Here is a 12319-nt window from a genome sequence, read left to right on the forward strand (position 1 = left end):
ACTGTTCTGCACCGTTATGCCGGACAGACTGATGCAAGCAGCAGTGGCAGGAGCTTTGCGAACGCAGGCAAAAAACAAGGAGCCAAGCGGGAACATCCGCCCGGCTCCTTGTTTTTTGCCTTACGCTCCCGGCTTAAATGGTCCGGTGAATCCGGGAAACTCCTGCTGGCTTGAAGGAGAAACAAAAATCGCACAGAAAGACCTAAAGATTTTTAAGGCCTGGAATGGATGAACCGCGGTACATTATAAGCATCACATCCAACAAACACTTTCAGCTGGAAAGAAGGGGGAGCTATGAAAACAACGCCTGCCGCCGTAGGAACGGATAGAACACCGGCAGCCAAAGAGGCTTTTTACCAGACAAAGCGGTTTCGGCAAAATATTCCGCTATTTGTCATGCTTATACCAGGAGTGCTTTATTATCTGATATTCCGCTACTTGCCTATGGGCGGTCTTGTGATCGCATTCAAGAACAACAATTTTCACGATGGCATATGGTCAAGTCCGTGGGTGGGGTGGAAATATTTCGAGATTTTGTTCCAGTCCAACGTCACGCTGCAAATTATTTGGAATACCCTTACCCTGAGCATTCTGAACCTGATCTTCGGGTTCCCTGCGCCGATTATTATCGCCATTGCCTTGAATGAGGTCCGGAAGAGCTGGCTGAAGCGCTGGATTCAAACCATTATTTATCTGCCTCATTTTTTGTCCTGGGTTATCGTTGCAGGCATTATCCTGACCCTGTTCTCCATCGATGGCGGCACCATCAACAAGCTGCTGGGCCAATGGGGGATGGAGCCGGTGCCTTTCCTGTACCGCGCAAACTCATGGATCGCCATCTTTATCGGTTCCGGCATGTGGAAGGAGATGGGCTTCGGCGCCATTATCTATCTCGCCGCTCTCTCCGGTATTGACCCCAGCCTGTACGAATCCGCGGGGATGGACGGCGCAGGCAAGCTGAGGCAGATTTGGCATATCACCTTGCCGGGCATCCGTCCTACGATTATCCTGCTGCTGATTCTTGGAATGGGCCGTCTGATGGAAGTAGGGTTTGATCAGGTTTACAATTTGCAGAATCCCACTGTCATGCAGAAAGCGGAGGTCATCAGCACCTACGTGTACAAAGTGGGGCTGCAGCAGGCCCAGTTTGGACTAACCACAGCCATGGGCTTGTTTGAATCCTTTGTCGGCCTGGTGCTTGTGCTGTCGGCCAATGCATTGGCCCGTAAATTCGATCAGGGATTATTCTGAAGAAAGGAGGGAAATCCTCTTGAGGGATTCCATAGGGGGAAAAACTTTTGTAATCTTTATTCAATTGGTATTGATCATCATTTCGCTTACCTGCATCCTACCTTTCCTGCATTTGCTTGCGCTCTCCGTAAGCTCGGGGCATGCGGTTGACCTGGGTCAAGTCTGGTTCTGGCCGGTGGGGCTTGATTTTACCGTTTATAGATACTTTTTTGAGAATACGCCGGCCTTGCGCGCTTTTACCAACAGCGTAATCATCACCTTATGCGGAACAGCCTTGAGCATGCTGGCCACGGTGCTGACGGCTTATCCCTTATCGCGCCGTTACCTCTACGCCCGCAAGCCGATCACAACGGCCGCATTGTTCACCATGCTCTTCAGCGGAGGCATGATCCCTACTTATCTGGTCATGAACAGCCTGCATTTGACCAATACTTACTGGTCCCTTTGGTTTGGCGGGCTGATCAGCACCTATAATATGCTGATTATGAAAAGCTATTTTGAGAGCATCCCGGGAGAAGTGGTGGATTCCGCCCAGATTGACGGCTGCGGCGAGGTCCAACTGCTCATGCGCATTATACTGCCCTTGTCTCTTCCGATGCTGGCTACACTGACGTTATTCTACGGGGTGGGCTACTGGAACATGTTCATGAGCGTTATTCTTTACATCAATAAGACGAATTTGCAAAATCTTACTGTTATCGTTCAGGGGATGCTGCAAATACAGGGGAACTTCAATGTGTCGGCCATGGATATGATGCAGCAGCAGGAAATGGTATCCGAGAAGCTGAAAGCGGTTGGGGTTATGGTTATGGTTGTGCCCATGCTGGTGGTATATCCGTTCCTGCAGAAGTATTTTGTCAAAGGCATTATGCTTGGTTCTATCAAGGGTTAGCGGCAATAACGAGATCAAATCATAGATTGAGGGGGCTTCCACATGTTTGGACAAACATCCGCACCAAAAATGAAGATCACGTTGGCACTGGGACTGTCAGCGGCTATGGCAGCAGGGGCAACCGGTTGCAGTCAAAAGGAAGAGGGGACAGAGGGGCAAGCCGGAGCAAAAGCCACAATTACCGTTTCCAACTATGACAGGGGCAATATTCCTGCAGCGGAGGGAACGGTTGAAGACAACCGTTGGACCAAGTGGATCAATGAGCATTCTCCCGTTACGGCCATGTATGTGCCGGTGGCCCGGGCAGAGTCAGTCAAGAAGCTGAATGTGTTGTTCGCATCGGGCAGTGCACCGGATATTGTCAATGATTATGATACGGGGTTCCGGAATTCCCTTTACCAGCAGAAGCAATTGCTGCCTTTGGACGATTACTTGAAATATGCGCCTGAATACCAGAAACTGCTGGAAAAGTACCCCCAACTTCGCAAAATAGGGACTAAGCCGGATGGCAAGCTTTACGAAATCGGCAAAATTAATGAGCCCCATCTGCAAAGTGTAGCCTTTATCCGGATGGATTGGCTGAAAAAGCTGAAGCTGGAGGTTCCGAAGACCACCGACGAATTGCTTGTCGTTTTGAAAGCATTCGTTGAGCAGGACCCCGACGGCAACGGGAAGAAGGATACTTATGGAACCAATATGAGCTACACCTCGGACGGCATGGTGGATTCTATGTTCGGCTCGTACGGCTGGAAAATCTCCAACGATGACAAAATTATCAGGAGTTGGGATAATACGCTGGAGTCTCTTAAATTCAAGAAAAGGTTATTTGAGGAAGGGCTAATCGATAAGGATTACCTGGCGGACAAGAACGGAGCCAAAGCCAAGCAGGATTATTTGAACGGAAAAATAGGCGTGTATCTTCCTCCTGCTATCACCAACTGGTTTGAGAGTACGGTAACGGACGTCAAAACGCTCCGCAAGGTTGTTCCGGAGGCGGAGATCGCACCGATGGCGCAGCCCAAGTCTCCCATGGGGCAATTCGTTCATCATGTGGTCAATCCGGTTCAAATGACCACGGTGATTAATGCCGCGGCCAAAAATCCCAAGGCTGCTATGGAATATATTAACTTCATCCTCAAGCCGGAGACCGGTCTGATTCTGAAAAAAGGAATTGAGGGAGAGCATTGGAAAAAAGGTGCGGACGGTTTTCCCAAGGTCATTGATCCAGCAAAAAATGCCAAGGAACTGGATTGGGCTGCGGACTACTCCATGTTCTACTCGATCCCCGAGAATCCGCTTCTGATTTCCACCACTGCGTTCGACGTGAGTGATCCTGACCAGAAGGCGGGTCTGGACATGCTGAAGAAAGCCGACGAGTTTCTGCTTAATCCCGAGGCCCAGTATCCCGCGCTGAGTCACTATGAGCATATGCCTACCTTGCCGAGCGAGTTGGTGGTGATTAATACCAATGTCGACAAGGAAATCAAGGACATCTATACCAAAGGCATTATCGGCGGAGCCAAATATACCCCCGAGCAGGCCGTTGCAGATGCCAAAGCTGCCTGGGAGAGAGGTGGCGGCAAACAGATCGAGGAATTCATGAATACCTGGTATAAAGAAAATAAGGACAGAGCCTTCCTGGGTAAAGATATTCTGGAGTTGGTCCGCTCCCAACACAAGTAAGGGCTAAAATAGGATGAATGCGGACTTGGTTCGGCAAACGCCGGGCCAAGTTTGCTTTAGCAACATTTTAATAGAGAAGGAGTATATGAATCATGACAAATGAAGTGCTGCATCAAAAAATCGGACTGGTCGTGGACAAGCTTATGAATCTGGGCGGCAGCGACTATGAAAAGGATAAAGCCGTGGCCCAGGCCGATACAAGAAAAGGGATTGTCCAACGGGATTTCGGAATTGAAGAATGGGACTGGCCCCAGGGCGTCGGTCTTTACGGTCTGTACAAGCTGCAGAAGTATTACGGCGATCACCGTTATATAGCGTTTTTTCAGAACTGGTATTCCCGCAATTTGGAGGTGGGTCTGCCGTCAAAAAACATTAATACGACCGCCCCATATCTGGCTCTGATTTTGCTCTTGGATCAGCTTGAGCCTTCGAGCCAGCTCGAACAGCTATGCCGGAATCACGCAGACTGGCTCGTTCATGAGCTGCCCAAAACCAAAGAAGGCGGCTTCCAGCATACAGTCACCGCCATTGGCAACCGGGATGGAATCCACTTGCACAATGGGCAGTTATGGATTGACACGCTCTTCATGGCGGTACTGTTTTTGAACCAGGCGGGGCGCAAGTTCAACCGGCCGGAGTGGGAGCAAGAAGCAGTACACCAAATTCTGCTCCATATCAAGTACTTGTTCGACAAACATACCGGGCTGTTCTTCCACGGCTGGAGTTTCGAGCGCAACGATAATTTCGGCAGCATCTTCTGGTGCCGCGGCAATTCCTGGTTCACCTACGGCCTCGTCGATTACCTGGAAACTTGCCAGGATACGATGAACCCGGGCGTCCGTCAATTTCTGGTTGATACGTATAAGGCTCAGGTCAATGCACTGGTTTCGCTCCAGGCCGCATCCGGTCTCTGGCACACAGTCCTGCAAGACCGGGCCAGCTATGAAGAGGTATCCGGATCGGCCGCAATTGCCGCGGGTATCCTAAAAGGCATAAAAACCGGTATTCTGGATTCCTCCTATCAGGCTGTTGCAGACAAGGCCATCCAGGCGGTTTGTCAAAATATCAGCGGGGATGGAACTGTGCTGAATGTGTCGGCCGGAACCGGTATGGGAATGGATAAAGACCATTATAAAAACATTGCCATCATGCCGATGGCATACGGACAGTCCCTTGCTCTTATCGCCTTGTATGAAGCTATAATATAATACGGGTAAACCGGGCCGGGACGTGAGCGCTTCCTTCCACACAGATAGGTACAACGAAAACCTTGTTTGCGTGGAAAGAAGCGTTTTATAATACAATATGAAATTCAAAGGGGGGAGCCGACTGCATCCGACAAGCTGGCCGGGGGTTATAACCGGAAAAATAAAGGGCAGCTTCAAGATCAAACTGATCGTGCTGCTCTCGTGTATGGTAACAATTGCCTTTGCCTTGGCAGGCTGGATGGTTTACCGGTCAAATATCCAGTTAATGGAGGATGAAATCAGCAAGCAGTTCTCCATCGCCAACGAACAGTCTTTGGCCAGACTGGAGATGTCCTTCCAGGAAATCAACCGGGTATCCCAATCCATTATCCTGAATCCGTACATCGAACAGTTCCTCAGGGAGAACATCGTTCCCGTAAGCGATTCCTACACCCAATTCAAGAACCGCAAGTATGTGGAAGAGCAGTTGAATATGCTGCTGGTGGATGCTCCGTCTATCCGTTCCGTTTTCTTGTACAATGAGAACGGGGAGATGACGGTACTCTCTAAAACCGGCGCATCGGGAGAGCCGGGTATGGATGACTTAACCAGGATGATGGAAAAGCTTGAGCCCCATCGGGGGAATATGGTCTGGGGCCGGGCCGAGGCGGCCAGCACCATTGATCCGGACGGCCGCAGAACGGTACTGGTTGCTGCCAGACGGATGCTCAATGAGAAGCTGATCCCGTACGGCACCATGGTGATGGTGATGGAGGAAAGCCTGGTATCCAAGGTACTGCGGGATCTTACAGGGAACGGCAGCGGCAAGGTGCTGCTGCTGGAGCCTACGGGCGGTATGCTCTACTCCAATACCGACCAGAGCGAGATGGAGCAACTTTTGCAGCTGACAAAGGCAAATTATCCCCGTTATGTCAATATGAATGGCATCACCTATCTGTTTATCCGCCACGAGCTGATTCCGTCAGGTTTTACCCTATACGGAGGGGCTTCCTTGCAGGAGATACAGAGGAAAAATAAAGACATCATCCAGGTATTGGCATTTGCCGGAATCGGCGTGATCCTGCTCAGTGCACTGCTTATTACGATTTCCACACGGACGCTCCTGACTCCTCTGGCCCATCTGATGCAGGGACTGCGTATGCTGCGTTCCGGCGATTTCACGGTCCGTGTGAGAGTGGATTCCGGCGATGAGCTGGGCTACATAGGAGACAGCTTCAACAGCATGGCGGAGCAAGTGAGCGAGCTGATCAATAAGGTATATTTGGCTCAAATCAGCCAGAGGGAATCGGAGCTGAAGGCCATCCAGGCACAGCTGAACCCTCATTATTTGCACAACCTGTTCAATGAGCTGTATTGGAAGCTGTATAGTGACGACCAGGAGGAGGCGGCGCTTCTGATCAATGCCATCTCGGAGATGTTGAAGTATTCCCTTAAGTCTGTCCAGACGGATACAACTCTTGGCGAAGAGCTGCATCAGATCCGCAATTACATCAAGATCCAGACAGAGCTGTTCACCGGCGAGATTGAAACTATGATTCAAGTTGAGGAGTCCCTGCTGAATCTGCGAATGATGCGATCCCTCTTGCTTCCGGTGGTGGAAAATGTTTTTGTGCACGCTTTCCGTGATATGGAGAAAGATCGGGTGTTACGGATTAAAGCGTTCATGTTAAATGAGGCGCTGCATATCGAGGTGGCTGACAACGGATGCGGCATGGATAAAGAAACCCTGAGAACCTTGACAGAGGCGGAGGCTGATCTGCCTGACGGCAATAAGACGGGAATCGGCTACAAAAGTGTGCTGCGGCGCATTCAACTGGTGTATGGACCCGCTTATGGAGTGGAAATTACCAGTGGCATAGGGAAAGGAACGGTTGTTCACATGGCACTTCCTATTAGAACCCAAACATCTGGGGAGTTGTGAGGAGGGGAACGGGTGAAGGGCAAACTGTTTATTGCAGAGGATCAGCCCAACTTCCGCAAGGGGCTGCTGAAGCTGGCGGGGAAGCGGTCCGCCGAGTGGGTGTTGACGGGGGAAGCGGCCAATGGCCGGGACGCCTTGTTAATGATGGAGAAATGTGTCCCGGATCTCTTGCTGACCGATATCCGGATGCCCTATATAGATGGTCTGCAGCTGGCGGAAGAAATCAGAAGCCGCGGCTGGCTGACGAAGATTGTGATTATAACCGGATTCAAGGATTTTTCGTATGCCCAGTCCGCCGTCAAGTTCGGGGTGCTGGACTTTATCACGAAGCCTTGTGTGGAAACGGATATATTAAGTGTACTCGATCGGATTTATGTGCAGCTGATTGAAGAAAGCCAGTCCCAGCTCTTGGTAGAGGGCTGGAAGCGTCAGCATGAAGACAGCGAGCTGCGCTCGGTTATGATGGGCATGCCCTGCAGCGGAGAAGAGGTGGAGGCTCTGCTGAAGCGGATGAAGCAATGCGAGCTGTATTTTCTCCGCATTCCTACCTATTTCCCACCGGAAAAGCACTATTCCGTGCAGGATGTTCCGCTTTTGCCGTTCGCTTTCGCCAATATTGCCGGGGAGCACTTGAATAAGTGGTTTCCCGGCGGCTATCGCCTGTTTCCCTTGAACGCATCGGAATGGGCTTTATTGGTGGACCGGAGTGTTTCCCGGGCGGATACATCCTCTTCATGGCTGCAGGTACTCACTGACTCGGTCCATCATTATCTTAGGCTGGCTCTTGAATGCAGCGGTCAAGGGCTATGCGCTGGCTCGTGGGAGCTGCGCGAGGGCTACAGACGGTATTGCCGGGAAGGGGACAGGGATCACGGTTCTGCCAATGAATCACTGCTCAATCAGACGGCGCTTTACGAGAAGGAGAAGGAAATTGTAACCTGGCTTATGTCGGAGGATAACAGTCGGCTGAGCCGGGAGCTGCAGGAGCAAGCCGTCCGGATCAGCCGATTGCCCTCGCAATCCGCCAAGATCGAAGCGCTGCTGCTGGCTGCTGCCATTCTCCGGCTGGTGCAGGTCCAGTTTCCCGAATGGCAAATGGCCGTGCGCCCCATAGAGTGGGATTCTGTCTATAAATGTGCGACGCCGGAGGATATTGCGGTATGGCTGCAGGGATACATCCATGAATTCCTGCAGTCCCACAATAACTGGCTTGCCAGCAAGAAAGATAATCCGGTCAAGCAGGCCATCCGGTTTATTGAAGAATCATATATGGGAGTATGCGGCTTGGCCGAGGTGGCGGCCCATGTCCATCTCAACCCCAGTTACTTCAGCAATCTGTTTAAGAAGGAAACCGGGGAAAGTGTAACCGGCTATATCCAGAACCTGCGCGTACAGAAAGCGAAGCTTCTGCTGAAAAGCACAGATATGAAAATATTCGAAATTTCCGAAGCCATCGGGTTCAACGACTCCAATTATTTCACGCATATGTTCAACAAAATAGCGGGAGTCTCCCCCAAAGAATACCGCAAGCAGATGGCTAGCCAGTGACATGTATATCCAAGCGAAACTTCATTTCCAGGCTGTGATAGACCAAGTCTTTCCCGATTATAGAGGGATCTTCGGTTTCTCATATTTCATGACTCATTATCGTGAATTACTTCAATTATCACTTACAGAACTTATGCAGCTATTTGGCACATCGGAGCCGGAAGAGAAGAAAAAAGAACTACTTTATGAGGCTGAAATGATTGAACGTATGTTAAAAATAAAGCGACCCGTGAATGGGCCGCTCGTATTTATTTACTGATACCAAGCATTCTTAATATTATTCATAAAATTCGCGTCGTTGAATGGAACGTTGGCGTCAACAAAATCGGTTGTATTTAATGCGTTTCTTGCGGCCGAAGTTAAATCGTCCCAGCCTATTAACGGCTGAGTTCCGCCTGATTGACTGGTAATATATAAGGCATGGTTAAGCGGCCAAATGCTCTTGTATTCAATTTTGGGATGAGTTTCATTTGTATTAGAGCTGCTTGGAGCTGCTTTGGAAAAATTCCCATGCTGGGAAGCGGCAATTGATAAAATTTTCGGATTTGCAGCTGCCGGGTTATCAATCCATACTACGGCTGATTCCCAGTCATGCCGATGCCCCATTCCCGATGAGGGTTCATCTTTAGGAAAATACCATGCATACATAATGGCCCATACTCCATTGTACCATGTTGAACGTGAATAGACTTGTCCGATATGGGAACTGCAATTTGCATTAGACCCACCGGTAGGACTTAAACCGCCGCTTGTATTCCCTTGTGCATCTACAGCAGGAAAAGGAACACAACCGTTCGTAACCTTCAAAGTCGGTTGAAAGAGCTTCGCCGCTTTTTGAGTTGTCGTAGTGGGAGTTAATTCCGCGAATCCTACAACCTTATCGTGATCGATGACTTCTGCCTGAGCCGCTTGGACCAGGCAAATAGATGATACCAAAGATATCAAGACTATACGGGTAAATGTTTTTATTTTGTTGGCCATTTACAGTAACCTCCATAATAGAATGTAAAGCGTTGGTTTTGTCCGTATCGCCCTGGAAGGTTTCGCTCCTGCTCACCGATGGGAAGTCATACGCTTCCCTAGGGGACGGATTATCGAGTCTCTGATGAGAGCAATCCGCAATTCAACTCATTATTCATCTCTCCTTTTTCCAATAAAAATAAGGCACCGAGCTGTACACATGCAGGATCTCGGTGCCTTTATGAATATTATAAATGGATAAAAAAACAAACCCTTAAAAATTTATAGACATACCTATAAATTCGTTGGGTTTGTATGAACTTCAAGTAAATGCAATTCAAGAGGCAATCTTCATCTCGACATGTCGATTCCCTTGAAGGGGGTCTTTTTAAACGCCTTGAGCTAACATCGCATCGGCGACTTTCACAAATCCGGCAATATTTGCACCGATGACCAAGTTGCCCGGAACGCCGTATTCTTCAGAAGCCTTCATGCTTTCGCGATAAATATTTTTCATAATGATTTGCAGTTTAGCGTCAACTTCATCCATCGTCCAGGACAGTCTTGCGCTATTTTGTGCCATTTCCAGTGCTGAGACAGACACACCGCCTGCATTTGCCGCTTTAGCCGGGGCGAATAGCACGTTATGTTGAAGGAAGATATCGATGGCTTCCAATGTAGAAGGCATGTTGGCACCTTCTCCAATGGCTTTTACTCCATTTCGAACAAGCAGCTCTGCAGACAAATGGTTGATCTCGTTTTGGGTTGCGCATGGCAAAGCGATATCGCAAGGAATCGTCCAGATTCCGGAACAACCTTCCGTATAGACGGCATCAGGATGTTCCAGTACATAGTCACGACATCTTCTATTTTCTACTTCCTTTAATCGTTTGATTGTATCCAGGTTAATTCCGTCTTTATGATAGATATAACCGCTGGAATCACTGCAAGCAACAACCCTGGCACCCAACTGCATAGCTTTTTCCATTGCATAAATCGAAACGTTGCCCGATCCGGATACGACGACGGTACTTCCGTTAAAGCTGAGATCCTTTTCGTTTAACATTTGCTCGACAAAGTATACCGCACCATATCCCGTTGCCTCTTTACGGCCGAGACTTCCTCCGTAACCAATCCCTTTACCTGTTAATACACCTGCTTCGTATGCGCCGATCAGCTTTTTATATTGTCCGAACATATAACCGATTTCTCTAGCGCCCACACCAATGTCCCCTGCCGGAACATCCGTATCCTGTCCGATATGTTTACTTAGTTCTGTCATAAAGCTTTGGCAAAAGCGCATAATTTCCAGTTCGGACTTTCCTTTCGGATCAAAATCGGAGCCGCCCTTTCCGCCGCCGATCGGCTGTCCGGTTAACGAGTTTTTGAAAATTTGCTCAAATCCTAAAAATTTAATGATACTAGCGTTTACGGAAGGATGAAATCGCAATCCCCCCTTATAAGGACCAATTGCATTGCTGAATTGAACACGAAATCCTCGATTCACTCGTACCTTCCCGTTGTCATCCGTCCAAGGAACTCGGAAAGTGATAAGACGATCAGGCTCTACCAAACGGTCCAGGATGGCATATTCGATGTATTTGGGATTTTTCGCGAGCACAGGAATTAATGAATAAAAAACCTCTTTCACAGCCTGATGAAATTCGGTTTCATAGGGATTGCGGTGTACAACGGTTTCTAATAAATGATTGACGTAATCCTGTGCATAACGTGTGTGTGTTTCTTCAACTTCTTGTTGCAATTTCATGAATACACTCCCTTATGATCATTTCTACAAAAGATATTACTCTTTTTTTCATTATGGATTGATTTTATAATTAAATAATTAATCGCTCCAATATTTAAAAACGATGAAGTTGATGCGTTTTTTGCATGATTAGGAGGAACTCATGGAAATTAGACAAATGCGATACTTTATGGAAGTGGCTAAGCGGGAACATGTTACAGAAGCTGCCGATGCATTGCATGTAGCTCAATCTTCTGTGAGCAGACAGTTATTTAATTTAGAAAGCGAATTGGGGGTGGATCTCTTCATACGTGAAGGACGGAGAGTCAAATTAACGCCAATAGGCAAAATATTTCTGGATCGCGTGACGCAAGCAATGAACATGATCGGTGAGGCTGAAAGGGAAGTGAAGGAGTATTTGGATCCGGAAAAAGGAACGGTTCGCATAGCTTTTCCCATCAGTTTGGCGGCTCATGTTTTACCAACGGCCATCTATGCTTTTCGTAAGCGGTACCCGGAAGCTAAATTTCAGATGAGACAAGCACTTTATCGTGATTTAATCGACGGAGTGATCAATGGTGAATTTAATCTTGCCATGATTGCCCCTGTGCCGGAAGAAGAGAAGAAAATCAAACGGAAAATATTATTTACCGAAAGAATCGTTGCCCTGCTGCCGATTCATCATCCGTTTGCGAATCGATCTGCCATTCAACTGCTAGAGCTGAAAGATGATCCTTTTATCACCTTGCCTGAAGGAACGGTTTTTCGGAAGATTGCGTTACAAGCTTGCAATGAGCTTGGATTTGAACCGAATATAGCTTTTGAGGGAGACGATATCGATGCTTTAAAGGGGTTAGTTGCCGCAGGTCTCGGCGTGGCATTAATGCCCGAGGTTACATTGGTTGATAACTTTCCACGCTCTACTGTGAAGATACCGTTAGTTGATCCCAGTGTGTTTCGATCGATAGGTGTGATTTGTCCAACTCAACGGAAGTTGCTTCCTACTGAACAACTATTTTATAACTTTCTCTTGGAGTTTTATGCACAGATCAATGATTTTAGTAAGTAGGTGTTGTTCTGTACAAAACGGAGCTGCACGAGATCACAAG

Annotated in this window: 9 protein-coding genes; 7 read left to right on the top strand and 2 right to left on the bottom strand. The window is 48.4% G+C overall.

Going from position 1 to position 12319, the window contains the following annotated elements:
• Positions 1-294 precede the first annotated feature (294 nt).
• The 6 genes from MYS68_RS06500 to MYS68_RS06525 all read left to right on the top strand — a co-directional run bounded on the left by MYS68_RS06500 (position 295) and on the right by MYS68_RS06525 (position 8503).
• The gene (locus MYS68_RS06500) at positions 295-1251 is read left to right on the top strand and encodes an ABC transporter permease (protein WP_248925051.1); all 957 of its coding nucleotides are present in this window, start codon (positions 295-297) and stop codon (positions 1249-1251) included.
• 19 nt (positions 1252-1270) lie between these two features.
• Complete coding sequence (locus MYS68_RS06505; RefSeq protein WP_248925052.1) at positions 1271-2143, top strand: carbohydrate ABC transporter permease; 873 nt, start codon at positions 1271-1273, stop codon at positions 2141-2143.
• Positions 2144-2185: 42 nt separating this feature from the next.
• Entirely contained in the window at positions 2186-3826 is a 1641-nt protein-coding gene (locus tag MYS68_RS06510) for an extracellular solute-binding protein (RefSeq protein ID WP_248925053.1), read from the top strand.
• A 92-nt stretch (positions 3827-3918) separates the two neighbouring features.
• Positions 3919-5034 carry a glycoside hydrolase family 88/105 protein gene (locus MYS68_RS06515; protein ID WP_248925054.1) on the top strand — a complete coding sequence of 372 codons (1116 nt, stop codon included), beginning with the start codon at positions 3919-3921 and terminating at the stop codon, positions 5032-5034.
• A gap of 97 nt (positions 5035-5131) precedes the next feature.
• Positions 5132-6955 carry a cache domain-containing sensor histidine kinase gene (locus MYS68_RS06520; RefSeq protein ID WP_248925055.1) on the top strand — a complete coding sequence of 608 codons (1824 nt, stop codon included), beginning with the start codon at positions 5132-5134 and terminating at the stop codon, positions 6953-6955.
• Between the two features lie 12 nt (positions 6956-6967).
• Complete coding sequence (locus tag MYS68_RS06525) at positions 6968-8503, top strand: response regulator transcription factor (protein ID WP_248925056.1); 1536 nt, start codon at positions 6968-6970, stop codon at positions 8501-8503.
• A 252-nt stretch (positions 8504-8755) separates the two neighbouring features.
• Here MYS68_RS06525 and MYS68_RS06530 read toward each other — a convergent pair whose 3' ends face one another.
• Both MYS68_RS06530 and gdhA read right to left on the bottom strand, forming a co-directional pair.
• On the bottom strand, positions 8756-9472 hold the full coding sequence (locus MYS68_RS06530) for an NPP1 family protein (protein WP_420852206.1): 717 nt from the start codon (positions 9470-9472) through the stop codon (positions 8756-8758).
• 379 nt (positions 9473-9851) lie between these two features.
• Positions 9852-11231, bottom strand: coding sequence for an NADP-specific glutamate dehydrogenase (gene gdhA / locus MYS68_RS06535; RefSeq protein WP_248925058.1), 1380 nt, complete (start codon positions 11229-11231; stop codon positions 9852-9854).
• Between the two features lie 142 nt (positions 11232-11373).
• On the opposite strand from gdhA, the gene gltC reads away from it, so the two are divergent.
• Positions 11374-12279, top strand: a complete 906-nt coding sequence (gene gltC / locus MYS68_RS06540) for a glutamate biosynthesis transcriptional regulator GltC (RefSeq protein ID WP_248925059.1) — start codon at positions 11374-11376, stop codon at positions 12277-12279.
• Positions 12280-12319: the final 40 nt, after the last annotated feature.

It is taken from the genome of Paenibacillus hamazuiensis (genome assembly GCF_023276405.1).
In the GTDB taxonomy this organism is placed as follows: Bacteria; Bacillota; Bacilli; order Paenibacillales; family NBRC-103111; genus Paenibacillus_AF; species Paenibacillus_AF hamazuiensis.